The organism is Pseudomonas sp. SP16.1 (assembly GCF_052682975.1).
Window position 1 is genome coordinate 2,648,375 of record NZ_JBQYFZ010000001.1, and the last position, 25,587, is coordinate 2,673,961.

The 25,587-nt window shown below is 67.0% G+C and carries 21 protein-coding genes; 1 reads left to right on the forward strand and 20 read right to left on the reverse strand.

The genetic code is table 11. The features are described 5' to 3' along the window. Window positions 1-84: 84 nt before the first annotated feature. The 5 genes from ACUTAF_RS12805 to ACUTAF_RS12825 form a co-directional block, all read right to left on the reverse strand. Window positions 85-1,440: a DUF1329 domain-containing protein gene (locus ACUTAF_RS12805; RefSeq protein WP_445580320.1), complete on the reverse strand. Its 1,356-nt coding sequence runs from the start codon at window positions 1,438-1,440 to the stop codon at window positions 85-87. Between the two features lie 38 nt (window positions 1,441-1,478). Next, window positions 1,479-3,458: a DUF1302 domain-containing protein gene (locus ACUTAF_RS12810; protein WP_445580321.1), complete on the reverse strand. Its 1,980-nt coding sequence runs from the start codon at window positions 3,456-3,458 to the stop codon at window positions 1,479-1,481. Between the two features lie 140 nt (window positions 3,459-3,598). Beyond that, on the reverse strand, window positions 3,599-4,165 hold the full coding sequence (locus ACUTAF_RS12815) for an RBBP9/YdeN family alpha/beta hydrolase (RefSeq protein ID WP_445580322.1): 567 nt from the start codon (window positions 4,163-4,165) through the stop codon (window positions 3,599-3,601). A gap of 101 nt (window positions 4,166-4,266) precedes the next feature. Beyond that, complete coding sequence (locus ACUTAF_RS12820; RefSeq protein WP_445580323.1) at window positions 4,267-6,027, reverse strand: putative bifunctional diguanylate cyclase/phosphodiesterase; 1,761 nt, start codon at window positions 6,025-6,027, stop codon at window positions 4,267-4,269. Between the two features lie 9 nt (window positions 6,028-6,036). Beyond that, complete coding sequence (locus tag ACUTAF_RS12825; RefSeq protein ID WP_445580324.1) at window positions 6,037-7,602, reverse strand: methyl-accepting chemotaxis protein; 1,566 nt, start codon at window positions 7,600-7,602, stop codon at window positions 6,037-6,039. A gap of 235 nt (window positions 7,603-7,837) precedes the next feature. Between ACUTAF_RS12825 and ACUTAF_RS12830 the strand changes: the two genes are divergently transcribed. Next, window positions 7,838-8,860 (forward strand): AraC family transcriptional regulator, encoded by a 1,023-nt coding sequence (locus tag ACUTAF_RS12830; protein WP_445580325.1) that lies wholly within the window; start codon window positions 7,838-7,840, stop codon window positions 8,858-8,860. A 185-nt stretch (window positions 8,861-9,045) separates the two neighbouring features. On the opposite strand, the gene ACUTAF_RS12835 is transcribed toward ACUTAF_RS12830, so the two are convergent. The 15 genes from ACUTAF_RS12835 to ACUTAF_RS12905 all read right to left on the reverse strand — a co-directional run bounded on the left by ACUTAF_RS12835 (window position 9,046) and on the right by ACUTAF_RS12905 (window position 25,213). Beyond that, window positions 9,046-9,786, reverse strand: a complete 741-nt coding sequence (locus tag ACUTAF_RS12835; RefSeq protein WP_445580326.1) for a hypothetical protein — start codon at window positions 9,784-9,786, stop codon at window positions 9,046-9,048. A 300-nt stretch (window positions 9,787-10,086) separates the two neighbouring features. Then, a complete protein-coding gene (locus ACUTAF_RS12840) occupies window positions 10,087-10,716 on the reverse strand; it encodes a CoA transferase subunit B (RefSeq protein WP_445580327.1) in 630 nt (209 codons plus the stop codon). A gap of 2 nt (window positions 10,717-10,718) precedes the next feature. After that, complete coding sequence (locus ACUTAF_RS12845) at window positions 10,719-11,414, reverse strand: CoA transferase subunit A (RefSeq protein WP_445580328.1); 696 nt, start codon at window positions 11,412-11,414, stop codon at window positions 10,719-10,721. Window positions 11,415-11,447: 33 nt separating this feature from the next. Further along, complete coding sequence (locus tag ACUTAF_RS12850) at window positions 11,448-13,355, reverse strand: alpha/beta fold hydrolase (protein ID WP_445580329.1); 1,908 nt, start codon at window positions 13,353-13,355, stop codon at window positions 11,448-11,450. A gap of 34 nt (window positions 13,356-13,389) precedes the next feature. Next, window positions 13,390-14,400: a YeiH family protein gene (locus ACUTAF_RS12855; protein WP_445580330.1), complete on the reverse strand. Its 1,011-nt coding sequence runs from the start codon at window positions 14,398-14,400 to the stop codon at window positions 13,390-13,392. Further along, on the reverse strand, window positions 14,397-14,723 hold the full coding sequence (locus tag ACUTAF_RS12860; protein ID WP_445580331.1) for a Rieske (2Fe-2S) protein: 327 nt from the start codon (window positions 14,721-14,723) through the stop codon (window positions 14,397-14,399). Before ACUTAF_RS12860 ends, ACUTAF_RS12855 begins: the two co-directional genes overlap by 4 nt. Next, a complete protein-coding gene (locus ACUTAF_RS12865) occupies window positions 14,720-15,382 on the reverse strand; it encodes a DsbA family oxidoreductase (protein WP_445580332.1) in 663 nt (220 codons plus the stop codon). Before ACUTAF_RS12865 ends, ACUTAF_RS12860 begins: the two co-directional genes overlap by 4 nt. After that, a complete protein-coding gene (locus ACUTAF_RS12870; RefSeq protein WP_445580333.1) occupies window positions 15,379-16,707 on the reverse strand; it encodes an MFS transporter in 1,329 nt (442 codons plus the stop codon). The genes ACUTAF_RS12865 and ACUTAF_RS12870 overlap by 4 nt, the downstream gene beginning before the upstream one ends. Window positions 16,708-16,997: 290 nt before the next feature. Beyond that, window positions 16,998-18,050, reverse strand: coding sequence for a beta-keto acid cleavage family enzyme (locus ACUTAF_RS12875; protein ID WP_445580334.1), 1,053 nt, complete (start codon window positions 18,048-18,050; stop codon window positions 16,998-17,000). A gap of 69 nt (window positions 18,051-18,119) precedes the next feature. Continuing rightward, on the reverse strand, window positions 18,120-18,968 hold the full coding sequence (locus ACUTAF_RS12880) for a TauD/TfdA dioxygenase family protein (protein WP_445580335.1): 849 nt from the start codon (window positions 18,966-18,968) through the stop codon (window positions 18,120-18,122). A gap of 11 nt (window positions 18,969-18,979) precedes the next feature. Continuing rightward, window positions 18,980-19,960 (reverse strand): quinone oxidoreductase family protein, encoded by a 981-nt coding sequence (locus ACUTAF_RS12885; protein ID WP_445580336.1) that lies wholly within the window; start codon window positions 19,958-19,960, stop codon window positions 18,980-18,982. A gap of 165 nt (window positions 19,961-20,125) precedes the next feature. Further along, window positions 20,126-21,028 carry a DUF2950 domain-containing protein gene (locus ACUTAF_RS12890; protein ID WP_445580337.1) on the reverse strand — a complete coding sequence of 301 codons (903 nt, stop codon included), beginning with the start codon at window positions 21,026-21,028 and terminating at the stop codon, window positions 20,126-20,128. A 14-nt stretch (window positions 21,029-21,042) separates the two neighbouring features. Continuing rightward, window positions 21,043-22,356, reverse strand: a complete 1,314-nt coding sequence (locus ACUTAF_RS12895) for a DUF3300 domain-containing protein (protein WP_445580338.1) — start codon at window positions 22,354-22,356, stop codon at window positions 21,043-21,045. Between the two features lie 162 nt (window positions 22,357-22,518). Further along, window positions 22,519-23,334 carry a polyphosphate kinase 2 gene (gene ppk2 / locus ACUTAF_RS12900; protein ID WP_445580339.1) on the reverse strand — a complete coding sequence of 272 codons (816 nt, stop codon included), beginning with the start codon at window positions 23,332-23,334 and terminating at the stop codon, window positions 22,519-22,521. A 229-nt stretch (window positions 23,335-23,563) separates the two neighbouring features. Then, a complete protein-coding gene (locus ACUTAF_RS12905) occupies window positions 23,564-25,213 on the reverse strand; it encodes a fatty acid--CoA ligase (protein WP_445580340.1) in 1,650 nt (549 codons plus the stop codon). Window positions 25,214-25,587 lie beyond the last annotated feature (374 nt).

Sequence of the window (25,587 nt, forward strand, 5' to 3'; positions counted from 1 at the left end):
CCGCCTGCAGGGTCGGAATAAACCGGCCCGCAGCCGGGCATGGCTGCGGGCCCGGCCCACGGGCCAGGAGCCCGGCCCGTGGGGTCAGCGGATACCCGCGCCGGCCAGTGCCTCGGGCGACCACTGGGCCTTGGAGAGCGGCTCGATGTATTTGATGCCGCCGTACGGGCCGACCACGCCGTTGACGTTGTAGCTGCCGCCTACCAGGTCATAGATGACGTGGGGCGCGGTGTTGGGCGTAGCGACATCGTAGCTCTGGGTCAGGAAGCTGAAGGAGCCGCGATACAGCTGACCGCCGGCGTCGTACTGGTCGGAGGCCAGGGCGTTCCAGCTGTCCTCGTCGAGGTAGAAGCGGCGCTTGGCATAGATGTGACGAGCGCCGTCCTTCAGCGTGCCCTCGACCACCCATACGCGATGCTTCTCCCAGCGCACGAACTCCGGCGCCAGGTGGTTCGGCGTGGTCAGCTGCTTGGGGTCCTTGATGTAGGTGAGCTTGTAGGTGTTGTAGGGCACGAACATCTCTTCCTTGCCGACCAGCTTCCAGTCGTAGCGATCCAGCGCACCGTTGAACACATAGATGTCGTCGTAGGTGCCGGAGCCGGCGGTGCCTGGGTTCGGGGTGTCGTAGGCCAGGTTCGGCGCCAGCTTGACCCGGCGCACGCCAGGCAGGTACTGCCAGGCGCGACGCGGTTGCTCCAGCGGGTTGGCGGCGTCCTTGAGCATCAGCGACTCGCCGGCGCGGCGGGCCGGGCCGCTGTAGTACAGCTTGGTCTGGAAGTAGGTGTCCTTGGCGTCGATCACCTTGTTCGCGTCTTCATAGATCGGGAAGGCGTTGAACGCAGTGCCGGTGGTGGCCAGGGTAGCGACGCCGGCGGAATCGACGTTCCAGGAGTCGTACTTGGTGGTGTAACCCGCGCCCTGGAAGCGCAGCAGGTGGTTCCACATGGCCTCGGCGCCGGACTGCGGAATCGGGAAGGGAATGCCCGGCAGCACGTTCTCGATGGCGTTGCCGCCTTCCAGCGACTTGGCCCCGGTGGCGTTCTTCACCGTGTTGTCCAGCAGCACCTGCGGCATGGTCGCGGTGCGGTGGCTGGGGTAGACCTCGGCGCGGAAGCTCGGGTAACGCTTGGCCAGCTCGTAGGTGACGGCGGTCAGCTGGTCCTTGTACTGCTCGACGTTCTTGCCGTCGATCACCAGCAGCGGCTGCTCGCCGGCGAAGGGATCGGGGCGCACGGTGTCGCCGTTCTTGAAGCCCGCCGGGGCAGTGGTCAGGCCGCCCTCGAAGGCCGGGATGGAGCCGTCGGCATTGCCGGCTTTCTCGGCACCGACCAGGGTCAGGCTCTGGCCGAGCTTGGCAGCCTCGTCGGCGGATACGGCGGCCTGGGCCTGTGCAACGACCAGTGCCAGAGAGGCAGCCAGTAGGGTTTTCACGAATTTCATTGGGTGTACTCCTGCTCGCAAGCTGGGTAGTTCGTAGATCAGAAGGTGGTCTTGAAAGTCAGATAGAGCGCACCCCGGTCTTCGCCGGTGGCCCCACCGCCGGAGAAGGAGGCATAGCCGCCGCCGTAGCAGGTGTAACGCTCGGTACCGTCCAGGGCGTTGGGGGTCGCGCCATCGGTCGCGCCGTCCTCGCACTTGGCCGAATCGCCGAAGGAATCGACGTACTTGAGGTCGACGTAGTACTGGTTGTAGATGGCCGCGCTAACGCCCACCGCGTAGTTGCCGGTGTCCTCGGCACCGCCGGCGACCACCGGCGAGACGCCGTCGAGACCGACGTTGATCGACATCGGCGCGGAGAGATCCACGCCCGGGAACACCTGGTACCAGGTCGGGGTGAAGTTGACTGCCAGGCCCCAGTTGTCGCGGGTCGGCTTGTCGATGCCGCGGTAAGTGTCCTTGCCCTTGTACAGCGCCTCGTTCTTGCTATCGAGCGACAGCAGGTTGCTGTAGTACAGCTCGCCCAGCAACGTCGCGGAGTCGAACAGCGGCGTCTCGGCGATGGCCAGCAGGCCGTTGAGGGTCCAGTGCAGGGTGTCGCCGGTGGCGGCCATGCTGTCGCCCTCGCCCGGCAGGTCGGTGACCACGCCGGAACCGGCACTGCGCGGCGGCAGCGCACCCAGGCCGGCGGCCAACCCGCCCGGGCCGGTGGCGCTGACGATGGCCGGGATGCTGGCCAGCGGCATGTTCTTGCGGATGTTCAGGTCGCTGCCGACGCTGACGCCGGCGAAATCCTTGGACAGACTCAGGCCATAGATGTCGATGTCGTCGCCGTAGGACAGGTTGTAGCTGGTGCCGGCCAGGGAATCGACCAGGCGGCAGACGCCGGTAGCCGGTACGCTGACCACGCCACCCGGCGCCACCACGCAGCCGCCCTGGGTCAGCGACAGCGAGCGCGCGTCCAGCACGGCCTGCGGCAGGATGTCGGAGGTTCTGCGGTAGTAGAAGCCCAGCGTGCCGTCCAGCCACTCCGGCGCCCACTTGGCCATCAGCCCCCAATCGCCGCTGTCGTTCGGCGTGTTGTCGTCGCCGCGGCGGACGTTGGTCAGCGCATCCTGGCCGAGGAAGCCTGGCGGCGTCGCGGTGTGGCCGAGCAGGAAGGACTGCGCGCCCTCGCCGAGCAGGTCGGAGGTGCCATAGTAGGTGCCGGCCTCGGGCAGGCGGGCGGCGTCCCAGTCGAAGAAATACTGGGCACCGAAGGTCCACTCGGAATTCAGGGTGAAGCTGGTGGAGAGCTGGTTGCGCGGCATGAACAGCTCCTTGGCCTCGGTGCCCGGCGAGGCGGCGAGCTTGGCCAGGTCCAGGCCGGACTGGCCGTAGCTGACCGAATGCACCGGGTTGAGGATGGTCTCGCCCCAGAACACGTTGTGCTGGCCGGCCTTGACGCTCAGCAGCGACTCCTCGCCGACCTCGGTGCTGTAGAACAGGAAGGCGTCGAGGATCTCGCCGGACGGGCCGCTGTAGTAGCGCTTGGCATAGCGGCTCAGGTGCGGGTTGCCGTTGCCCAGGCCGTCGGCGCTGGCAAACGGGCCGACCAGCGGATGCTGGGTGGTCATGCCGCTGGCAGCATCGTTGCCGTTGACGAAGGGATTGGAGTTGGAGCCGGTGTTGTCGTAGGCCTTGTCGTACCAGGAGGCGGCGCTGACGCGAAAGCCCATGCGGTTCTGGTAGACCACGTCGAGTTCGGTCAGCAGGTCGACGCGATTGGTGATGTTGGTGCCGGAGCGGCGGAAGTTGTAGTCGCCGTCGTTGTTGTTCGGCGTGGCCAGCATGCGCGGGTCGGCGCTCTCGGTGCGCACCCCGTAGTTGTACTTGACCGTGTTGTCGAAACGTACCGCCCAGTCCTCGTTCCCCATATCGACTTCGATGGCGTGGGCAGCGGGCAGGTAAGCAGCCAGGATGGCCGAAGCCAGCAGGCTGCGGCGCAGGGGCCTCAGTGCGTGATTGTTATTATTGTGCATCGGTTGTCTCCGCTTGTTGTGTTTGTGGCTCTAACAACGCCCCGCATTCGCTGGTGCGAGATGCGAGCTGTTGCCGCTCCGGCTCGACCGGAAATCGGCGACCGCTTCCGGCGGCGCGACTCGTCTGCAGTCGCCTGCGTTCAGCTGTCCAGGTCGTGGATGAAGTCCTCGGCCCGTGCCCACTCGCCGTAGCCGGAGGCCGGGTTGAGATGGCCGACGTCACCCAGGTTGATCAGTTGGCTGCCCCACTCTTCGGCCATGTGCGCTGCGGCCTCGAAGCTGGCCAAGTAGTCGTTGGTGCTGGCGGCCAGGATGCTGGGGAACGGCAGCTTGCCCTTGGGCAGCGGCGCCCAGCCGTTGGCGCGCAGGCTGTCCGGGGTCGGATAGTTTTCCGGCCACTGCGCGGCCATATCCGGCGGCGCCGCCAGCAACGCGCCCTTGATCGGGCGAGAGTGACGGGCGGCCCAATGCACCACCATCAGCACGCCGGCGCTGTGGGCGACCAGAATCACCGGCCCGTCGATCTGCTCCAGCTCCTGCTGGATCGCGGCCACACGTGCCTCCAGGCTCAGCTTGTTGTCCTCCAGCGGCGCCACCGAGCGCACCCTGGCCAGCCTCGCCTGCAGCAGCGTCTGCCAGTGGGCGGGCACGTGATCGCGCAGGCCCGGAACTATCAATACGGTGGTTTCACTCATCGCCAGACTCACCTGTCGTTATCGATCTGGGCGGTACCGGCTACCGGTCGCCCGTAGTGATGACAGTAGATTCCGGCTCGCCTTGGCGCTTTACATTGCACGTCAGTACCTTTTCATTTGGTGACAGGCACGGCGATTGTCGACACATGCACCGGCGCCGCGGAGGAATCGACCCCGCCGCCCAGCCAATCGCGCAGCCGGGCCAGAGGCATCGGCCGGGCCAGCCAGTAGCCCTGCCCCAGGCCGCAGCCGGCCTGGCACAGCCAGTCGAGCTGCGCCTCGCTCTCGATACCCTCGGCCAGCACTTGCATGCCGAGGCTGGCCGCCATGGTCAGGGCCGAGCGCACGATGGCCTGGTCGACGCGGTCGTCGGGCAGACCGGCGATAAAGCTGCGGTCGATCTTCAGCCGGTCGAACGGCAGGTGCTTGAGCGCGCCGAGCGAGGAATAACCGGTGCCGAAGTCGTCCATGCTAAGCATGACCCCGTCGCCGCGCAGCTCGTTGATGACCCGCGCGGCCTCCTGCGGATCGCGCACCGCCAGACGCTCGGTGATCTCCAGCTCGAGCCGGTCGCTCGACAGCCCACTTTGCGCCAGGCTGTCGCGCACCAGGGTCTGGAAGCCCTGGCGCAGAAAGGTACAGCCGGAGATGTTCACCGCCACCGGCACATCCAGCAGGCCGTCACGGATCAGCTCCAGGTTGTCGCGACAGGCGCGCCGCAACACCCATTCGGTGATGGCCGGCAGCAGGCCGTGTTCCTCGGCCAGGGGAATGAAGTCTCCGGGCGACTGCTCGCAGCCCTGCTCGCACCAACGCAGCAATGCCTCCAGGCCCACGGGGCGATAGGGCGGCTGCAGCTCGCACTGCAGCTGGTAGTGCAGTTCCAGACGCTGCTCGAGCAGGGCCCGGCGCAGCCGATCGACCATCTGCCGGCGCACCACCACCTGGTTGCGCATGGCCTGCTCGAACAGGCGCAGGCAGTTGCCGCCGGCGGCCTTGGCCTGATACATCGCCAGGTCGGCGTCGTTGAGCAACTGGTCCACGCCCTGGCTGTCGCCGGGATACAGGCTGATGCCCAGGCTGGCGCCGACCCGCAGGCTGAGACCACCGATGCGAAAGCGGCCCAGCAGCGTCTCCAGCAGACGCTCGCCCAGCCTCAGCGGCTCGGCCTGCAGATCGCCCACCCGGGCGATCACCACGAACTCGTCGCCGCCCACCCGTACCAACGCGTCGCCCTCGCGCAGGCTGCCGCGCAGGCGCTGGGCAACGCCCTGCAGCAGCTGGTCGCCGACCTGATGGTCATGGTGGTCGTTGATCTGCTTGAAGCCGTCCAGGTCGATGAAGATCAGCGCCAGCCCCCGGCCATCCCGATCGCAGGCATTGATCGCCTGCTGCAGGCGGTCGTGCAGCTGGTGGCGATTGAGGCAGCCGGTGAGCACGTCGTGCTCGGCCAGCTGGGTCAGCTGCTCCAGCAGTGCCTGCCGTTGACTGGTGTCGTGGCAGATGCCGACGAACAGGCGCTGCCCCTCCAGCTCGAACTCGCCGACGCTCAGATGCAGGGGAAAGCAGCTACCGTCGCGGCGACGACCGGTCACCTGGCGACCTTGGCCGATGATGGTAGGCCTGCCGCCGTCGCGATAGCTCGCCAGGTAGCCGTCATGGGCGCTGCGATAGGGCTGCGGCATGAGCAGGGAAACGTTCTGCCCCAGCAGCTCCTCGCGGGGGTAACCGAAGGTGCGCTCGGCTGCAGGGTTGAGCTCGCGCACCCGCCCTCGGCCGTCGATGACGATCATGCTGTCGACCGCGGTGTCGAACACCGCACGGGCCAGCTGGTCGAGGCCGAAGCCCGGTGCGGGATTGACCGGCATGTCCATGGCCACGCCTCAGCGATTGAAGCGCGCGACCAGCGCATGCAGGGCGTGCGCGGTGGACTCCAGCTCGCCGCCCAACTGGGCCGAGCGCCCGGTGATCTGCGCGTTCTGCTCGGCGGCCTGGGAGATGTTGGCGATCTGCCGGGAGATGTCCTCGGCCACCAGGCTCTGCTGCTCGGCGGCGCAGGCCATCTGCTCGGCCATCTGGTGGATGCGCTCGACCGCCTGGCCGATGCCCGCCAGCGCCCCCTCGGTCTCCACCACTCGCTGCACGCCGCTGTGGGCCTCGTCGCTACCCAGGCGGGCGACCTGCACGGCCCGATCGGCGACATTCTGCAGACTGGCGATGATGGCCTGGATGGCCTCGGTGGATTCCTGGGTCTTGGACGCCAGCGCCCGCACCTCGTCGGCCACCACGGCGAAGCCCCTGCCCTGCTCGCCGGCGCGCGCCGCCTCGATGGCGGCGTTGAGAGCCAGCAGATTGGTCTGCTCGGCGATGGCGCGAATCATGTTGGCCGCCTGCTGGATCGACTGGGCCTCGCTGGCCAGGCCCGCCACCGAGCGACTGATGCCCTCGACCGTGTGCGCCAGCTTCTCCACCACCACACGGCTTTCCCGGGCCTGGGCGCTGCCATCGCGGGCCAGCCGGTTAACCTGGCGCGCCTCCTCAGCGGTCAGTTGCACATGGCCGGCGACCTCGCCGATCGAGGCGGCCATCTCCTGCATGGCGGTGGCCGCCATTTCGGCCTCGACCCGCTGCGCCTGCAGCGCCTGCTCGGCTTGCTGCACCAGCTGGCCATTCTGCGACGCCTGGCTGGCGGTCAGGTCGGCGTAGTCGGTCATCAGTCCGAGGGCGGTACGAATCCGCGCGCCTTCGCTGAGCAGCGCCAACTGCAGGCGCGCAACGGCACCGGTGTCGTCGGTGTAGGTGCGCGCCACCAGTTCGCTGTCGAAGGCCTTGGGCGCCGCCTGGGCGACCCGCTGCAAAGCCCGCTTGACGAACGCCATGGTCGCGACCGTCTGGCCCAGCGACAGCAGGATCACCAGGGCGACGGCAAGGCCGGGATGGCCGGTGCTGAACATCAGCGGTCCCAGCGCCACACCCAGCAGGGGCAACAGCAGGAAGCGCGCGGCCACGCCCAGCCGCTCACCCGCCGATGCCGCCGCCCGGCCCTGATTCAGCCGCGCGTAGAGAGCTTCGGCGCGACGCACCTGCTCGACCTCCGGCCGCACTCGCACCGACTCGTAGCCCACCACCCGGCCGTCCTCGAGAATGGGCGTGACATAGGCGTTGACCCAGTAGTGATCACCGTTCTTGCAGCGGTTCTGCACGATGCCCATCCAGCTCTTGCCGGCCTTGAGGTACTCCCACATATGGCCGAACACCGCGGGGGGCATGTGCGGGTGGCGCACCAGATTGTGCGGGCTACCGATCAGCTCCTCGCGGCTGTAGCCGCTGACCTCGACGAACTCGTCGTTGCAGTAGGTGATGACGCCGCGCGTATCGGTTGCGGAAACCAGACGCTGGTCGGCGGGAAAGCAGCGCTCGCGGCCACTGAGGGGCATGTTCAGGCGCATGAGAACTCCTGTCGGCGAACCGACGGCTGGATGAATTCGCGCAGATGCCCATCGCGTCGATGCTTTCGCAACAAGAGCATTCTGACCAAAGGCCCGGAATTCTAGGAATGCAGCCACCCGGTCACTTTGCTTTGGCTGTCAGACACTTTTCATTTCGTGACGAAGGTTCTATAAGCTAACGAGCACAAACCAAGCCCCGCGGCCACCCCAGAGCCGCCTCGAGAGCGAATACACCATGACTGCCCAAGCCCGTTCCGCCGTACTGACCAACTACCTGGAAGTAGCACGGCGCTTCGGTCTGAACAGCCATGCCTTGATGTCCGAGGCCGGGCTCAGCCAGACCGTCCTCAACGAGACTGAACAGCGCATCCCGGTGACGGCGGCCATTCGCCTGATGGAGGCGTCGGCCCGTGCCAGCGGCTGCGACACCTTCGGCCTGCGCATGGCCGAGCTGCGCCAGCTGTCGGACTTCGGCGAGGTCAGCCTGCTGCTCAGCCATCAACGCAGCCTGCGCGATGCGCTGCAGGTGATCGTGCAGTACCGCCACCTGCTCAACGACTCGCTGGCCATCTTTATCGAGGAAGCCGGCAAGACGGTGATCATTCGCGAGGAGGTGGTCAGCGATTATCCGACCCACAGTCGCCAGGCCATCGAGCTGGCCATCGGCGTGATGTACCGTTTCTGCGCCGCCCTGCTCGGCGCGCACTGGCACCCGATCAGCGTCAACTTCACCCATGAGGCGCCGGCCGACCTGACCGTGCACCGGCGCATCTTCGGCTGCAAGCTGGAGTTCGGCAGCGAATTCAACGGTATCGTCTGTCCGGCGGCCGACCTGGATGCGGCCAACCCCCTGGCCAACGAGGCCATGGCCCGCCACGCCCGGCGCTACCTGGACTCGCTGCAGCAGGAAGGCGAGCACTCGCTGGCCCACGACGTGCGCAAGGCCATCTACCTGCTGCTGCCCATGGGCCGCGCCACCATCGAGCAGATCGCCCAGGCCCAGGGCATGAACGTGCGCACCCTGCAGCGCCGCCTGGAGGAGGAAGGCGGCACCACCTTCAGCGAACTGATCAACGGCGTGCGCCGCGACCTGGTGATCCGCTACCTGGAGAACCCCGGCTACTCCCTGGCGCGCATCGCCGACATGCTCGGCTACTCCCTCCCCAGTTCCTTCACCCGCTGGTTCATCGCCCAGTTCGGCATGCCGCCGGCGGCCTGGCGCGCCGAGCACAAGATCGGCCCGCGCAAGGAAAGCTGAGCCGCCAGGCTTGCCTTCAGCGCCTGCCGGGCAGCGGCGCACCAACCACCTTGGCGGCTACCTGCACCGGCCACTGGGCGAGCGCCAGAGCGCTGCGCGCCAGGCCGATGCCCGCGGCACCGCCGGCGATGATAACCAGCGGTTTTTGCTGAGCGGCGCCTCGAGCGTGCCGCAAGGACGATGATTCAGGGGCTTCCCTGCCGCAGGCTCGCCGCCAGTTCGTCCAGGTCGAGCACCGCGCGGCTGAGGTAGAACTCCGCCCCGCCCTGGCCGCGCCCGCTCGGCTGGTTCAGCAACGGGCGGACGAACTGATAGCCGCTGCGGATCTTGGCCAGGGCCTCGGCATGCTCGGGCAGGAGCAGGCGCAACTGCTCGAAACGCTCGACTAGCGCCTGATCGAGCGCCTCGTGCGAGACCCGCGGCGCGGCCACCGGCATGCCGGAAGGCCAGGGATAGTGGCGTATCTGGTAATCCAGCAGCAGGCTGGCCAGATCCAGGCTCTGCCGCTCCAATAGCTGCGTCGAAGGCTCGGCGTCGACCGCGGCACGCGCGTGAGCGTCGGCGGCGGCCTGCTGCAGCGTGCGCTGCTGGACAAGCAACTGCGCCAGCAACGCGGGATAGGCCTGACGCTGCCGGCGTGGCAGTGCATCGAGCGTGGCGAAGCTGCGTTGCATGGCCTCCAGCGGCTCGGCCAGCGCGGGCGGCTGGCCCAGCTGCAGCACATGAGTCTGCAGGCTGTGCAGATGGTGGTAGACGGCCGTCAGGCTGCGTGGGTCCGGCGCCCGCTCTACCGGGTCGAAGTACAGCAGGGCACTGGCGCAGAGCAGCTGGCCACGCGAGTTCAGTTCGTTGAATGACTGGGGCTGGCCGTCGGCCAATGCCGGGGCTGCGACTGACAGCAGTACGAGCCGGATGAATCTGCGCATGCTCCTAACCTCGTTCTAATTGTTATCGGGCTAAGCAGATCTGCGCCTGCCAACGACAGGCGCTCCCGTGGCTGCAGGCGCTGCAGCCGCGGACGTGGAATAAAAAAGCGGACGCCTGCTACCCCAGCCGCCGCAAAACATCCAGGGCGGTGCCCCCCGGATGGACCAGCTGCGCGACCCTGAGTCGCTTGAAAAAAAATCGGCCGACTGCCGGATGGCAGCGGCCGCAAGATTGACCGGGTCCGCTCTTTCCCCGGCAAAGTGCAGGGTTCCGCCATGGAGTACAGGGAACCCCGCGCTTTAACGCAGGATCCGGCAGCCGGTCAGGGCCTGCAGATCCTCGAAACTCACCCCCGGCGCCATCTCCACCAGCTGCAGGCCCTGCTCGGTGATGTCCAGCACGGCCAGGTCGGTGATGATCCGGTCGACCACGCCCACGCCGGTCAGCGGCAGGTCGCAGCGCTCGAGGATCTTGTGCGAGCCGTCCTTGGCGCAGTGTTCCATGATCACCACCACGCGCCCCACGCCGGCCACCAGGTCCATGGCGCCGCCCATGCCCTTGACCATCTTGCCGGGGATCATCCAGTTGGCCAGGTCGCCGTTGGCGGCCACCTGCATGGCGCCGAGCAGGGCCAGGTTGATATGGCCGCCGCGGATCATGCCGAAGCTCTCGGCGCTGTCGAAGAAGCTGCTGCCGGCCAGGGTGGTGATGGTCTGCTTGCCGGCGTTGATCAGGTCGGCGTCGATCTCCTCCTCGCCGGGGAAGGGGCCGATGCCGAGCAGGCCGTTTTCGCTCTGCAGCCAGACCTCCATGCCTTCAGGGATGTAGTTGGCCACCAGGGTCGGCAGGCCGATGCCGAGGTTGACGTAGAAGCCGTCCTGCAGCTCCTGGGCGGCGCGCTGCGCCATTTCTTCGCGGGTCCAGGCCATGATCAGCTCCTCACCGTACGGACTTCGATACGTTTTTCCGGGTTGGCGTTGAGCACCAGGCGCTGCACGAAGATGCCCGGCAGGTGGATCTCGTCCGGATCCAGCTCGCCGACCTCGACGATCTCCTCCACCTCGGCCACGCACACCCGGCCGGCCTTGGCGCACAGCGGATTGAAGTTGCGCGCGGTCTTGTTGAACATCAGGTTGCCGGCCTTGTCCGCCTTGGCACCCTTGATCAGCGCCAGATCGGCGGTCAGGGAGCGCTCCATCACGTACCAGTCGCCGTCGAACTGGCGGGTTTCCTTGCCTTCGGCAATCAGCGTGCCGTAGCCGGTGCGGGTGAAGAAGGCCGGGATGCCGGCGCCGCCGGCGCGCAGCTTCTCGGCCAGGGTGCCCTGGGGAGTGAATTCCAGTTCCAGCTCGCCGGCCAGGTACTGGCGCTCGAACTCCTTGTTGCCGCCGACGTAGGAGGAAATCATCTTCTTGATCTGGCGACTGTAGAGCAGCGGGCCGAGACCGAAGTCATCCACCCCGCAGTTGTTGCTGATGATGGTCAAGCCGCGCTTGCCGGTTTCGCGCAGCGCCTCGATCAGCGCCTCGGGAATGCCGCACAGGCCGAAGCCACCGGAGGCGATGGTGATGTCGTCGGCGACAATGTCGGCCAGCGCGGCGTGGGCATCGGGATAGAGCTTGTTCATGGAATACCTCTGGGTTGAACGGGGCCTGCTGCTTCAGCGCTCCAGCACGTAGGTGCCGGGCGCGGCGCACAGCGCCGGGTACTTCTTCGAGCCGAGCGACTTCGGCGCGCTGCGGCTGTCGCCGGAGCGCGCGCCGATCCACTGCCGCCAGTGCGGCCACCAGCTGCCTTCCTGGCGCTCGCCGGCGGACTTGAGCCAGTCCTCGGCCTCAGGCTGGGCGGCCGGCGCGGCATGGAAATAGGCCTTGGGGTTGCCCGGCGGGTTGACCAGGCTCTGCAGGTGGCCGGCGTTGGAGAGCACGAAGGTGCTGCCTTCGCCGAACAGCCGGGCGGTGCCGTAACAGCCCTGCCAGGGGGTGATGTGGTCGGTGGTGCCGCCAACCACGTAAGCGCCGACCTGCACCTGGGTCATGTCGATCGGCAGGCCGGCGATGCTCAGCTGGTTCGGGTTGCTGAAAGGGTTCTTCTCGATCAGGTCCAGGTAGTCGGCGTGCAACTGCGCCGGCAGGCGCGTGGTGTCGCTGTTCCAGGCCAGGATGTCGAAGGCCGGCGGTTTGTTGCCCAGCAGGTAGTTGTTGACCCAGTAGTTCCAGATCAGGTCGTTGGGCCGCAGCCAGGCGAACATGCGCGCCATTTCCTGGCCGCTGAGCACGCCCTTGCGCCGTGAGTTGGCCTTGGCCGCAGCCAGCGCCGCCGGGGTGGCGATCATGCCGATGCCGGTGTCGTCCATCACCGAAGGCATGTCCAGCACGCACACCGCCCAGTTGGTGTTGGCCACCTTGGCGCTCTCGCCCAGGGCCGCCAGCCAACCCAGGTAGGCGGCCAGGGTGATGCCGCCGGAGCAGGAACCCCACATGTTCACGTCGGGACTGCCGGTGATCTGCCGCGCCACGTCCACCGCCTGGTCCAGGCACTGCACGTAGTCGGACAGGCCCCAGTCGCGCTGCTTGGCGGTGGGGTTGCGCCAGCTGATGACGAACAGCTGCACGCCGCTGTCCTGGATCCACTTGATCAGGCTTTTTTCCGGCGACAGGTCGACGGCGTAGTACTTGTTGATCTGCGGCGGCGACATCACCAGCGGGCGGCTGAACACGCTCGGCGTGGTCGGCGCGAACTGCAGCAGCTCGAACATCTTGTTGCGAAATACCACCTGACCTTCGGCGCTGGCGATGTTCTCGCCCAGCTTGAACGACGAGCTGTCGACCTGCGACGGCAGGCCACGGTTGTGCAGCAGGTCAAGGGCCAGCTGGCGTCCACCCTGCAACAGGCTGACTCCGCCGGTGTCGACCACCTTGCGCAGCGCCGTGGGGTTGGTCAGCAGCAGGTTGCTCGGCGCCAGGGCATCGACCAGCAGCGAGGCGACGAAGCGCGCGCGGCCCTTGTCGGCGCCCTGCAGGTCCGAGGAATCGATAAAGGCATTGAGCTCGCGCTCGCCGGCCAGGTAGCTCTGCACCAGGGCACGCAGAAACACGTTGCTGTGCCAGGCCGGGTCGGCGAAGCGCTTGTCCTTGGCTGCCGGCGCCAGCTGCGACTCGCCGCTGGCGATGCGGTACAGCTCGCGCAGGTAGTTGCCGCTGTGCATGCCGGCCTTGAACGGGGTGCGCGCCACGGCCTTGAGCAGCGAGCCCGCGGCACCGAGCAGGTCGCGCGGACGCACGCCGATCAGCGGGCTCACCGCCAGGGTGTGCTTCTCGGCCGCTTCGGCCAGCTCGCCGGCGGTTTCCAGCACGATCGACCTGGCGGTCGGCTTGGCGACCTTGGTCACGACCTTCTTCGGCGCAGGCTTGCGCGCGGGCTGGAGCGCCGTCTTCACGCCTTTCTTCACTGGCTGCGGGCCGGCCGGCTGGGCACTCTTGGCGCGGCTGGCGCGCGGCTTTCGCGCGGCGGCAGCGACCGGCTCGGCGGACGGCTCCGTCGAGGGGGATTGGGGATTCTGGGTCATGGCAACTCTCGGCTAGACAGGCTCGGATGGCGCATCACCAGCCCCAATGCAGCAGCACCAGGACCAGCGCGGCGAGGAAGGCGGTTTCGCCGATCATCAGCAGGATCGGTTTGATCCCAACGGTGGCCAGCTCCTTGAGCTGGGTCTTCATGCCCAGGGCGGCGATGGATACCACCAGACACCAGCGCGACAGCTCGTTGATGCCGCCCTGCACCAGGCTCGGCACCCAGCCTGTGCTGTTGATGCAGGCCAGGATCAGGAAGCCGACGGCGAACCAGGGCAGCAATGGCGGCCGCTTGCCGCCGGTCTCGGCACCCTGCATGCGGGTGATCATGGCTGCCACCACTATGACCGGCAGCAGCATGGCCACGCGCATCAGCTTGACCACGGTGGCGGTGTCGCCGGTTTCCGGCGACATGCTGTAACCGGCGCCGACCACCTGGGCCACGTCGTGGATGGTGGCACCGAGGAACACCCCGGCGACTTCGGGCGACAGCGCGAACCAGTTGGCGATCATCGGGTAGAGGATCATCGCCAGGGTCGACAGCGCCGACACGCCGATCACGGTGAACAGGGTGGCGCGCTCCTTCTGCGGGTGGTTGGGCAACGCGGCGGCCAGCGCCAGCGCAGCCGAGGCGCCGCAGATCGCGGTGGCGCCGCCGGTGAGCATGCCGAACAGACGCTGGAAGCCCAGCGCCTTGGCCGCCAGCACCGACAGCGCGATGGTCAGCACCACCAGGATCACCACCAGCGCCACCGGCTTCCAGCCGAGGCCGACGATCTGCTCCAGGGTGATGCGCATGCCCAGCAGGCACACCCCCAGGCGCAGCACGGTGCGCGCGGTGAACTCGATACCGGCCTTGCAGGTGCCCTCGCCGGCAAGGAAGTTCAGCGCCAGGCCCAGCAGCAGGGCGAACAGCATCACCGGCGCGCCGTAGTGCTCGGAGAGGAAGGTGGCGGCCGCGGCGACCACCAGGCTGACGCTGATGCCCGGCGCCAGTTCGCGCACGCGGTCGTTGAGCTGGACCAGGGTAATGGCGGTCATTGGGCCGACTCCTGCGCCGGAATGAGAATGTGCAACTGGTCGCCCTCGACCTCGACCGGGTAGCTGGGCACTTTCAGTTGGGTGGAATTGAGCAGGTAGCCGCTGGCCAGGTCGAAGCGCAGGCCATGGGCGCCACACTGGATCACCCTGCCCTGCAGCTTGCCGCCGCACAGCGAGGCGCCCTGGTGCGGGCAGCTGTCGCCGATGGCGTAGAACTGCCCGTCGACGTTGAACAGCGCCAGGCTGTAGCCGTCGCCTTCGAGCAGCAGGCGTGCCCCCGGGCTCGCCACGCGCTCGCGCGCGACGGTCACGCGCCGGTTCATGCCCGCCGCTCCTGCTGCCGCGCCAGCGCCTGCTGCATGGTCGCCAGCAACACCTCGGCCGGCTGCGCGCCGGAAACCTCCAGGCTGTCGTTGAAGACGAAATGCGGCACGCTCGGCGCCCGTTCGCTGGTCGCCGGTGGGAAGTACGGCAGGCCATTGCCGAGCAACGCCGGCGCCAGCTGCACCGGTTCGAAGCCGCACTCCTCGGCGATCGCCAGCAGGGTGGCGGCATCGCCGAGATCCTCGCCGCGCTGGAAATAGGCGGCGAACATCCGCTCGAGCAAACGCTCGCCCTGCGCCGCGTCGCCCAGGGCAGTCGCGCAGGCCAGCAGGCGATGGGCATCGGCGGTGTTGGGCATGCGCTCGATACGGCTCAGGTCAAGGTCCAGGCCGGCGGCGCTGGCGGCCTGCTGCACCTGGGCCTGGCGCATGCGCACGGCCTGCGCACTGCCCAGGCGCGCCTGGTAGAACTCGGCAAAGGGCACGCCGACGACGGGCAGGTGTGGCAACAGTTGCACGCCATGCCAGTGCTGCTCCACCCGCAGTCCGGGCTGCTCGCCCTGCAGCTGCCGCAGGGCCCGCTGCAACTGGCGCTTGCCGATCAGGCACCAGGGGCAGATGAAGTCGAAGAACACGTCGACCTTCAGCGAGACGCTCATGCCTGGACCTCCACCGCTGCCTCGACGGCCTTTTCCTCGACACCCTCGCCCTTGAGGCGAGCCATGTCGTCCAGGTAGCTGCGCTTGGCCAGCAGGAACACCGCGGCGGCGCCGATGCTCACCAGCGGCACCAGCTGGAAGGCATTGTCCAGGCCGATCAGGTCCGACACCTTGCCGGTCAACAGCGGGCCGGTGGCCAGGCCGAGCAGGTTGTTGGCCAGGGTCAGGGTGGCAAAGGCGGTGCCGTGCACCTTGTAGTGGGTCAGGTTGGCGACCATGGCGCCGGCCGGGCCCGAGGTGCCGGCGGCGATCAGCATCCCTAAGCAGATCAGCAACAGCTGGGGCATGCCGAACGGCAGGGCGAAGGCCAGCGACAACAGCAGGCAGCTGCCCAGGCAGTAGGCCATGCAAAGGTTGATCTTGCGCTCCGGCCCCTGGCGGCTCATGCGGTCGCTGAGCATGCCGCAGAGGATCATGCCGACCCCGCTGCACAGCACGATGATGGCGGCTACCGCACCGGCCTTGTCAGTGCTCATGCCGTAGAAGCGGTTGAGGTAGCTGGGCATCCACACGATCACGGTGCCGCCGACGAACAGCTGCAGGCCGCTGGCGACATAGGCGCACAGCACGGAGCGGCTGGAGTACAGGGTGCGCAGCGGCCGGCCGACCTTCTGCGCCGCGACGCCGGCCGCACTGGCCACGCGCTGCGGGGCGATGCGCGACTCACGCACGATGATCGGATAGAGCAGCGCCAGCGCCAGGCCGAACAGCGCCATGCCGGCGAAGGCCCAGCGCCAGCCGAAGTGCTGGGCCATCACGCCGCCGAGTGCCATGCCCAGCACCGAGCCGAACATGCCGCCGGAGATGAAGGCGCCGGACAGGGTGGCGCGCATGTCGCGGGGAAACACCGAGACCACCACGGCGATGCCGACGCTGCCGTAGGCGGCCTCGCCGACCCCGACCAGGAAGCGGGCGACGAACATCTGCTGGTAGTTCTCCGCCACCGCGCAACCCAGGGTCGCCAGGCTCCAAACCACCGCCATCAGGGTCAGGCTCTTGATCCGCCCGAAGCGGTCGGCGAGCAGCGACAGCGGGAAGGTCAGCAGGCCGACCATCAAGGCGACTATGCCGCTGAGCAGGCCCAGCTGGGTGTCGCTCAGCGCCCACTCGGCCTTGAGGCTGGGGAACACGGCGTTGAGCACCTGCCGCGACATGTAGTCGGAGATCAGCAGGCCGAAGGTCAGCGCGAAGACGATCCAGGCATAACGGCGCGGTATGCCCTGGGAAGTGTCTTCGATGTCGTCGCCGATATGATGTCCGGCCATGCTGCCTCCTCGGGCTGTCGTTATTGTTCTAAGGTGAAAGCGTCTGGGAAAAAGCTCCTCTCCGCCTCTTGGGGGGGCGGAGGGCCGGTGTTGCATCCGCCAACGTGGCGACGGGCGCGACCACCAACCGGGCAAGAGCTTTATCGCAAAAGCCTCGGGATCAGCCGAACACGCCGCCGGCTGGCTGGCGTGTTCGCTACGGGTGCTGGCGGCGAACCGGCTTGCGCCCTTTCGCCACCATCGCCCTCCCCCCCTGGACCTGACCAAGACAGGGGGACTGACTCGGTCGATCAACCGCGTTGCGGCACACCCTTCTGGCCGGCCTTGCGGTTGGGCGCCATGCCGTTGGCCAGCAGGGTTTCTTCCACGCTGTCGTACTGCACACCGATACGGTAGATCTCGCGTGCCTCCTTGCCGCTGGCCACTTCGCGGCCCAGTTCGTGGGCGACGCGCACGCACTGCTGGATCTGCTCGACCGAGGTCATGCGCTGGCCGTGCTGGCCGACGATGGTGTCCTCGATGCCGCAGCGCGGGTGCAGGCCCATGGACATGGCCATCATGTTGAACGGCAGGACGTTCTTCAGCAGCGATTCGGCGGTCAGGGTGCAACCGTCCGGGGCGCGGTGGATGAAGTTAAAGAAGTTGAACGGGTTGGGGCCGTCGAAACCGCCGCCGATGCCGATCCAGGTCAGGTTCAGCGGGCCCATGTAGACGCCCTTGCGCACCAGGCGTTCGAGGGTTTCCAGGGCATGCATGCCGGTCAGCTGGAAGTGCGGCTGGATGCCGTTGGCGCACAGGCGCTTGAGGTGCTCGGCGACCCAGGCCGGGCCGGCCGGCACGGTCATCTCGCTGTAGGCGGCCTGGAACGCCGGGTTGGCCAGGGAGGTGCCTTCCAGGTATTCCGGATAGAGCAGCTCCATGATGTTCATCTGGGTGGTGTTGATGGCCACGGTGACCTGGTCCGGCTTCGGGGTCAGCTCGGCCAGCATGTGGCGGGTGTCGTCGGACAGCCACTTGGCCGCCTCGCCCTCGCTTTCCGGGGCGAAGGAGATCGAGCCGCCGACCTGGATGATCATGTCCGGCACGGCCTCGCGCACGCCTTTGATCAGCTCGTTGAACTTGGACAGGTGCTTGGAGCCGGTGCCGTCCAGTTCGCGCACGTGCAGGTGCAGCACGGTGGCGCCGGCCTCGTAGCAGTCGACGGCCTTCTGGATCTGCTCGTCCATCGTCACCGGAATGTCTTCCGGGAAGTCTGCGGGCATCCACTCCGGACCATAGGGGGCGACGGTGATCACTACCTTTTCCATGTTCTCGGGGTGCAGGGAGTCGTCGAAGAATTGCATGGGGGTCCTCGCTTGCGTCTTGTCAAAGGGGCCCGGCCGCAACGGTAGGAACGGCGCAGGCCAAAAGGGTTAGTAGGTCTTGTCGCCGATGATGCCCGCGCGTTCCATCTTGCGATGGCAGGCCGGGTAGTCCATGACGGCGTAATGCTGGGTGCTGCGGTTGTCCCAGATCGCCACGCTGTTGGGCTTCCAGCGCCAGCGCACCTGATACTCGGGGATGTAGGCCTGGCTGATCAGGTAGCGCAGAAGGTCGCTGGCACCGGGATTGGCGTCCTGACCGAAACGCACGTTGGCCGGGGTGTGGTAATTGCTGAAGTGGGTGGTGAAGGCGTTGACGAACAGCACCTTCTCGCCGGTTTCCGGGTGGGTGCGCACCACCGGATGCTCGGCATCCGGGTACTGCGCCTTGAGCGCCAGGCGCTTGTCGATCGGCATGGCCGCGCCGAAGCTGGCCTCGATGCTGTGGCGGGCGCGCAGATCGGCGATCTTCGCCTTGATCTCGTCCGGCAGGCGCTCGTAGGCCAGGGCCATGTTGGCCCACATGGTGTCGCCGCCGACCGGCGGGCACTCGATGCAGCGCAGCACGCAGCCCAAAGGCGGCGCCTCGCGCCAGGTGGCATCGGTGTGCCAGGCATTCTCGTAGCGATCCATCGGCTGGTCCGGGCGCTTGTAGATCTGCACCAGGCCGGGATGCTCCGGGTCGCTGCCGGCTACCGGGTGGTCTTCCAGCTCGCCGAAGCGACGGGCGAAGGCCACATGCTCGGCGCGGCTGAAGTTCTGCTCGCGCAGGAACAGCACACGGTGCTTGAGCAGCAGTTGGCGGATCTCGGCGAACAGGCCGTCATCGTGGATCGCGTCGGCCAGGTTCACGCCGATCAGCTCGGCGCCGATGGCGCAGGTCAGTTGTTCGACTTGCATGGCGGCCTCCCTTAGATCACGAAGATCGACGAGCCGGTGGTCTTGCGCGACTCCAGGTCGCGGTGCGCCTGCACCGCGTCCTGCAGGGCGTAGTGCTGGTTGATCTCGATCTTGATCCGGCCGCTGCCGACGTGATCGAACAGCTCGCCGGCCAGCTCCGCCTTCTCCGCCGGATCGGCGATGTAGTCGGCCAGCGCCGGGCGGGTCATGTACAGCGAGCCCTTCATCGCCAGCAGCTGCGGGTTGAAGCCTTCGATCGGGCCGGAGGCGGTACCGACGCAGACCAGCAGGCCGCGACGCTTGAGCGAATCCAGCGAGCCCATGAAGGTGTTCTTGCCGACGCTGTCGAATACCACGTTGACGCCGACGCCGTCGGTCAGCTCGCGTACGCGCTTGGCCACATCTTCATGGCTGTAGTTGATCGTGTGGTCGCAGCCGTGGGCGCGGGCCACTTCGGCCTTGGCCTCGCTGGAGACGGTGCCGATCACGGTCAGGCCGAGCAGCTTGGCCCACTGCGAGACGATCAGGCCGACGCCACCCGCGGCGGCGTGCAGGAGGATGCTGTCGCCGGCCTTGAAGTCGTAGATGCGGCGCATCAGGTAGGCCGAGGTCAGGCCGCGCATGGTCATGGCCGCGGCGGTCTCGAAGGCGATGGTTTCCGGCAGCTTGATCAGCGGTGCGGCGGCAATCAGGCGCTCGGTGGAGTAGGCACCGAGGGTATTGAGAAAGCCGGTGTAGGTGACGCGGTCACCCACCGCCACGTTGCTCACGCCCTCGCCCACGGCTTCGACCACGCCGGCGGCTTCGACGCCCATGCCGTTGGGCAGCGGGATCGGGTAGGTACCGTTGCGAAAATAGGTGTCGGCGTAGTTCAGACCCACGGCCACATGGCGCAGGCGAACCTCACCCGGGCCAGGTTCGCCGACCTCCACATCTTCGTAGCGAAGGACTTCGGGAGCACCGGTTTCGTAGAAGCGTACGGCTTTGGCCATGCCTGATTTCTCCAATCATCGATCTTGACGAACAGCGTCGATTTGCGTTGATTGGACTTTAGGGCGCAGGCCTGGCGGGTGCTTCTCATCGGACGACAGGCGCTTTTCATTTAATGACAAAGCAGTCGCGACGAGCGGCCGGCTCGTCCGGTTCGCTGCCCGCCCTCAGGGCAGCGCGATCTGCCTGTGCTGGTCGACTTCGTGCCAGCTGCTATCGGGGTCGAAGCGGGTCATGGCCATGGCCTGCTCGGCACTGTCGGGTCCCAGATCCTTCTCGAAGACCTGGCCCTCGTGGCTGATCATGAAACTCATCACGCCGCTGTCGCCATAGTCGCTGGGCCAGGCAATCAGCGCGAAGCCGCGGCTCATGTTGTCGCCCAGCAGGTAGTCGTAGACGCCGCCCGGCGCCGAGGGCCCCTGGGAAGAGAGGATGCGGTAGCGATAGCCCTGCCAGTCGCCATCCGGCAACTCGTCGCCGAATAGCGGTCCCAGCGGGCTTTCCTCAAGCCCCGGTTGCTCGGCCCAGTACAGGCCATCGTGTCGACCATCGCTGCTGACGAACTTCTGCGCGTACTCCAGCACGCCATCGCCGTCGCGGTCGACCTCGGCGTAGTCCATCTGGGCGTCGTGATAGGCAAGTACCGCCAGCTGGGCAGCCAGCTCGTTGCGACCGATGCGCCGCACGCGGATGGTCTCGCCGCCGGCCTGGGTATCGAAGCGCCATCCCGAGGCGTCGCGCATCAGCGGCAAGGGAAACTCCCAGGCCTCGCGGCCCACGACCAGCATGGCGCGCTCGGGGCTCGCCGAGCGAATCTCATGCTGCTCACGGTACAAATCGAGGAAGGCGTCGACATCCTCGCGCTCGATACCTTCGAGCGGAATATAGCTGCGCCAATCGTCGCCCAGCATTGCCGCCATACGTGCGGCATCGGCGCGCTGGCTGCCCAGAGCGACGATCAGCGCCTCTACGGCGGCATCCGGACTGGGAAAGGCCTGCTGCGCCTGCAAGCCGTGGAACGGCAGCACCAACGCCACCAGCAAAACGAGTCGAAGAGCGGTGTCGATCATGGCTGGACTCCCTTTCAGCGCCGCCGGGCGCCGCCGCGAGACGCGGAAATGGCAGGTCGGCTCACGGTATGCCCGCTCGTACGCGCCGCTTGCGGGCGACTGGCGGCGGCGCGGCTAGCCTGGCCTCGTTCGCTGTAGCTGCGCGCCTGGCTGGGGGAACGGGCGCCGGCGAAGGCATTGTTGCGGGCGCCCTGGGTCGCGGAATACTGCTGGCGGGCCTGCTGCCGGGTCTGGGAATTGCTGCGCAGTTGAGTTGGTTGCCGCTGGGGCTGATTGCGCAGGTCGCGGTCGGCGGTCTGAGCGCGTTCGCGAGCCTGGCGGTTGCTGCTGGCCGGGCTGTCGAAACCGCGTTGCTCCAGGCTCTGCCGGGCGCGCTCGCGCTCCGCGCTGCGCGCCGTGTCGCGACCGCGCAGCTCCTGGCGCTGCTCGCTGCCGCTGAGGCGCTGGCCGTATTGCTCGCGGCTGGCGCGATCACGGTAGGGGACGCCGTCGCGATTGAGCGCGTTGTGCTTCCAGGTCTTGTCGCCGGCGTTGATCTGGCGGTTGTGATTGATGTTGTTGTAGCGGTTCACGTCGATGTCGATATCGCCGTGCCCCCAGTTGCAGTCGCCCCACAGCGAGTCGATGATCGCCACCCCCGCGGCGAAGGCCAGCCCGGTGGCGAGCGCACTGCCGAAGTAGTAGCCCGGCGGTGGCGGGTAGTAGACCGGCGGATAGCTGGGATAGGGCCAGGTACCGTAGACCATGCTGGGGTTGTAGCTCGGCACGTAGACCACCTGCGGATCGGCAGACTCGATGATGATGGTCTGCTCGTTGCTGACCGGTTGCGAGGTAGAGCTGCTCGCACTGGGCTGCACGCTGACCTGCTGCTGCTCGTTGCTTTCCAGGTTGCCGGCAGCCTGGGCCTGGCGGCGCAGGCGCTGCACCGAGTCCATCACCGCATCGGGCTGGGCCAGGAAGGCATCGCCGACACGCTGCACCCAGGCCGGGTCCTGGCCCAGGGTGACCAGCACCGCCGGGAAGGCGACCAGCGACTGCACGCTGGGGTCCCAGGATTGCTCGGCGACCTGGCGCACGGCATCGTCGCCACTGGCCTGCGGATTGGCCTTGGACCAGGCCACCGCATCGGCGACGTCGCCGGGATAGGTGGCCGCCATCAGCACCTGGGCCAGCAGCGCATCGGGATAGAGCGCCAGCGGTGCGAGCATCTGGTCGAGTTCCTCGGTACCGAACACCTGTTCTGCAGCCGATGCTGGCGCTGGCTCGGCGGCCAGCGGCGCCGGCCCGGCCAGAGCCAGAGCCAGCAAGAGAGGCAGTATCTGCAACATGACGCATCCCCTTGCACGCAGGCACGTGCGCTGGCGGCGTGGTCCAGCAAGCATAGGCCGGGGTCAGGCATTTGCCATGGCGTGCGTGTTGCGGCACACCATGGACAAGCGGCTACATGGCCGCCGGGCGAGCCGGCGCAGGCAGGCCTTGTCGCATCAGCCTCAGAAACGCTCCTCGACCATGCGGAAGGGGTAATGAGCCCCCTTGTAGCGGCCAATCTTGCCGCGCTTGGGCAACTCGATCTTCTGCTCCCGGGTGATGTCCTCGTAGGGCACCTGTTCGAGCAGATGGCTGATGATGTTCAGCCGTACCCGCCGCTTGTCCTCGGAGCGGGCCATGTACCAGGGGGCCCAGGACGTATCGGAGGCGGCGAACATCTCGTCGCGGGCGCGGGTGTAGTCGTCCCAGCGGCTGTAGGATTTGAGATCCATCGGCGACAGCTTCCAGATCTTGCGACCATCGTTGATGCGCGCCTCCAGGCGCCGCTGCTGCTCCTCGGCACTCACCTCCAGCCAGTACTTGATCAGGATGATGCCGGACTCGACCATCATCTTCTCGAACAAGGGCACCACGCTGAGGAACTTGTGCACCTGCTCCTCGGTGCAGAAGCCCATCACCCGCTCGACACCGGCGCGGTTGTACCAACTGCGATCGAAGATCACCACTTCGCCTGCGGCGGGCAGGTGTTGCAGATAGCGCTGGGCGTACATCTGGCTCTTTTCCCGCTCGGTCGGGGCCGGCAGGGCCACCACGCGAAACACACGAGGGCTGACCCGCTCGGTGATGGCCTTGATGGTGCCGCCCTTGCCGGCGCCGTCGCGCCCCTCGAAGACGACGCATACCTTCAGGCCCTTGGCGACCACCCACTGCTGCAGCTTGACCAACTCCACGTGCAGGGCCTTGAGCTCCTGCTCGTAGTCCTTGCGACCCAGCGGTTCGCTGGCAGACGCTTGCTCCTTGTCCTTCTTCTTGCCCATGGTTCGGGACCTCGACAATGCGATGGGGTAGTGGTATCCGGGCATGCAGGCTTGCTCGCTACCGCGCCGCAAGCGGCGCGCTGCCAACAAGCACCGGTGAGGCGGGCGTGCAGCGATCCCATGCCCCCCATGTCTGCCCACCAGAATCAGGCTAGCAGCCTTGCTGGCACTTGCACGGCAGAGCCGAACTCCGCTTCACCCTCCCCTGCGACCACCGGGCCAGGGGCTGCTAGCGTTCCGCCAACTCATGCTCGCGGATCAGCTTCTTGTTGATCTTGCCGACGCTGGTCTTGGGGATGTCGTCGACGAAACGGATCTGCCGCGGGATCGCCCACTTGTTGATCTGCCCGCTGTCGACGAACTGCTGCAGGTGCAGCTCGATGGCCCGCTGGTCGAGCACCTCGCCCGGCGCGCAGACCACCAGGGCCAGCGGCCGCTCGCCCCACTGCGCGTCGGGGATGCCGACCACGGCCACCGAGGCCACCGCCCCGTGCTGGCTGATCAGGTTCTCCAGGTCCAGCGAGCTGATCCACTCGCCGCCGGTCTTGATCACGTCCTTGATGCGGTCCTTGATCTCCACCACGCCACGGGCGTCGATCGAAGCCATGTCGCCGGTGTGCAGCCAGCCGCCTTGCCACAGCTCGGCGCCCTTTTCCGGCTCGTGCAGGTAGCCCTGGGTCAGCCAGGGCGCACGCACTACGATCTCGCCCAGGGCCTGGCCATCATGGGCCACGTCGTTGCCGTTGGCATCGACGATGCGCAGGTCGACCAGGGGGATCGGCACGCCGGTCTTGATCCGCTCGGGGATCTGCTCGTCCATCGGCAGGGCCAGGTCTTCGCCGCGCAGGTGGGTCAGGGTCAGCAGCGGGCAGGTCTCGGACATGCCGTAACCGCAGTGCACGCGCATGCCGCGCTCGCTGGCCTGGCGCGCCAGGCCGAGGGTCAGGGCGCTGCCGCCGAGGAGCATCTTCCAGCCGGCGAAGTCGGTGCGCTTGCCCTCCTCGCACTCCAGCATCATCTGCAGGACGGTTGGCACGCAGTGGGAGAAGCTAACGCCCTCCTCGCGGAACAGGCGCACCAGGGTGTTCGGCTCGTAGCGGCCCGGATACACCTGCTTGAGCCCCATGGCCGTGGCCACATAGGGCACGCCCCAGGCATGCACGTGGAACATCGGGGTGATCGGCATGTACACGTCATTCGAGCGCAGCAGCGGCTGGCCGTCCCAGCCGGCGAAGGTGCCCAGCTCGTTCATGGTGTGCAGCACAAGCTGGCGGTGGCTGAAGTACACGCCCTTGGGATTGCCGGTGGTGCCGGTGGTGTAGAACAGGGTGGCCACCGAGTTCTCGTCGAAATCGGGGAAGTCGAAGTCGCTGGCCGCGCCGGCCAGCAGGGCCTCGTATTCACCCAGGGTCGGCAACTGGGTCGGCTTGGCGCTGCCGTCGCTCAGCTGCAGGTAACCTTTGACGGTCTTCAGCTCGCCATTGACCTGCTCCATCAGCGGCAGGAAGTCGTCATGCACCAGGACGATATCGTCCTCGGCATGGTTCATGGTGTAGACGACCTGCTCCGGCGACAGGCGGATATTCACCGTATGCAGCACGGCGCCGAGCATCGGCACGGCGAAGAAGCATTCCAGCGAACGGTGGCTGTCCCAGTCCAGCAGGGCCACGGTATCGCCGGCCTTGACCCCGGCGGCGGTCAGCGCGTTGGCCAGGCGGGCGATGCGCTGGTTAAGGGTGCGATAGCTGTAGCGCAGCTTGTCGGCGTAGACGATTTCCTGATCGGGCTGGTAGCGCACGCCAGACAGCAGCAGGCGCTTGATCAGCAACTGGTAGTCGTAGGCACCCGGTGCCGGCGCAATTTTTTTTGTCGTCGCCATGATTGTTTTCCCAACGTGACCATTTCTGAAGTTGTGCATCGCTGCAGGCGGGGTTGCGCCTCATGGGCTCTCGCGCACGGGGCGGCGCCCCCTCTCGGGCCTACAGTAGAGAGGCCCGCCCACCATCGCTTCGCCTACCACGTCATGCGCTTTACATTTGGTGACAGCCCGGCCCGCCTCCGCGACGCTGCTTCGTGAGGCTATTGAGCACACCGGTGCCCAAACGCAAAAGCCCCGGCACTGGCCGTAATGCAGTTCACTTGAGGTCGTGCGCGGTTTGCTCCCCTCTCCCATTTATGGGAGAGGGGCTGGGGGTGAGGGCCGAAACACCGCGAAACCGCCTGTTTCCCCTCTCCCTAACCCTCTCCCCAGAG

What these genes read in the sequence shown, in the direction of transcription:
- ACUTAF_RS12895 (WP_445580338.1), bottom strand. Translation starts at nt 22,356, where the DNA reads ATGTTGCAGATACTGCCTCTCTTGCTGGCTCTGGCTCTGGCCGGGCCG.
- ACUTAF_RS12840 (WP_445580327.1), bottom strand. Translation starts at nt 10,716, where the DNA reads ATGGCCTGGACCCGCGAAGAAATGGCGCAGCGCGCCGCCCAGGAGCTG.
- ACUTAF_RS12855 (WP_445580330.1), bottom strand. Translation starts at nt 14,400, where the DNA reads ATGACCGCCATTACCCTGGTCCAGCTCAACGACCGCGTGCGCGAACTG.
- ACUTAF_RS12810 (WP_445580321.1), bottom strand. Translation starts at nt 3,458, where the DNA reads ATGCACAATAATAACAATCACGCACTGAGGCCCCTGCGCCGCAGCCTG.
- ACUTAF_RS12865 (WP_445580332.1), bottom strand. Translation starts at nt 15,382, where the DNA reads ATGAGCGTCTCGCTGAAGGTCGACGTGTTCTTCGACTTCATCTGCCCC.
- ACUTAF_RS12860 (WP_445580331.1), bottom strand. Translation starts at nt 14,723, where the DNA reads ATGAACCGGCGCGTGACCGTCGCGCGCGAGCGCGTGGCGAGCCCGGGG.
- ACUTAF_RS12850 (WP_445580329.1), bottom strand. Translation starts at nt 13,355, where the DNA reads ATGACCCAGAATCCCCAATCCCCCTCGACGGAGCCGTCCGCCGAGCCG.
- ACUTAF_RS12870 (WP_445580333.1), bottom strand. Translation starts at nt 16,707, where the DNA reads ATGGCCGGACATCATATCGGCGACGACATCGAAGACACTTCCCAGGGC.
- ACUTAF_RS12880 (WP_445580335.1), bottom strand. Translation starts at nt 18,968, where the DNA reads ATGCAAGTCGAACAACTGACCTGCGCCATCGGCGCCGAGCTGATCGGC.
- ACUTAF_RS12835 (WP_445580326.1), bottom strand. Translation starts at nt 9,786, where the DNA reads ATGCGCAGATTCATCCGGCTCGTACTGCTGTCAGTCGCAGCCCCGGCA.
- ACUTAF_RS12905 (WP_445580340.1), bottom strand. Translation starts at nt 25,213, where the DNA reads ATGGCGACGACAAAAAAAATTGCGCCGGCACCGGGTGCCTACGACTAC.
- ACUTAF_RS12805 (WP_445580320.1), bottom strand. Translation starts at nt 1,440, where the DNA reads ATGAAATTCGTGAAAACCCTACTGGCTGCCTCTCTGGCACTGGTCGTT.
- ACUTAF_RS12830 (WP_445580325.1), top strand. Translation starts at nt 7,838, where the DNA reads ATGACTGCCCAAGCCCGTTCCGCCGTACTGACCAACTACCTGGAAGTA.
- ACUTAF_RS12890 (WP_445580337.1), bottom strand. Translation starts at nt 21,028, where the DNA reads ATGATCGACACCGCTCTTCGACTCGTTTTGCTGGTGGCGTTGGTGCTG.
- ACUTAF_RS12875 (WP_445580334.1), bottom strand. Translation starts at nt 18,050, where the DNA reads ATGCAATTCTTCGACGACTCCCTGCACCCCGAGAACATGGAAAAGGTA.
- ACUTAF_RS12885 (WP_445580336.1), bottom strand. Translation starts at nt 19,960, where the DNA reads ATGGCCAAAGCCGTACGCTTCTACGAAACCGGTGCTCCCGAAGTCCTT.
- ACUTAF_RS12825 (WP_445580324.1), bottom strand. Translation starts at nt 7,602, where the DNA reads ATGCGCCTGAACATGCCCCTCAGTGGCCGCGAGCGCTGCTTTCCCGCC.
- ppk2 (WP_445580339.1), bottom strand. Translation starts at nt 23,334, where the DNA reads ATGGGCAAGAAGAAGGACAAGGAGCAAGCGTCTGCCAGCGAACCGCTG.
- ACUTAF_RS12820 (WP_445580323.1), bottom strand. Translation starts at nt 6,027, where the DNA reads ATGGACATGCCGGTCAATCCCGCACCGGGCTTCGGCCTCGACCAGCTG.
- ACUTAF_RS12845 (WP_445580328.1), bottom strand. Translation starts at nt 11,414, where the DNA reads ATGAACAAGCTCTATCCCGATGCCCACGCCGCGCTGGCCGACATTGTC.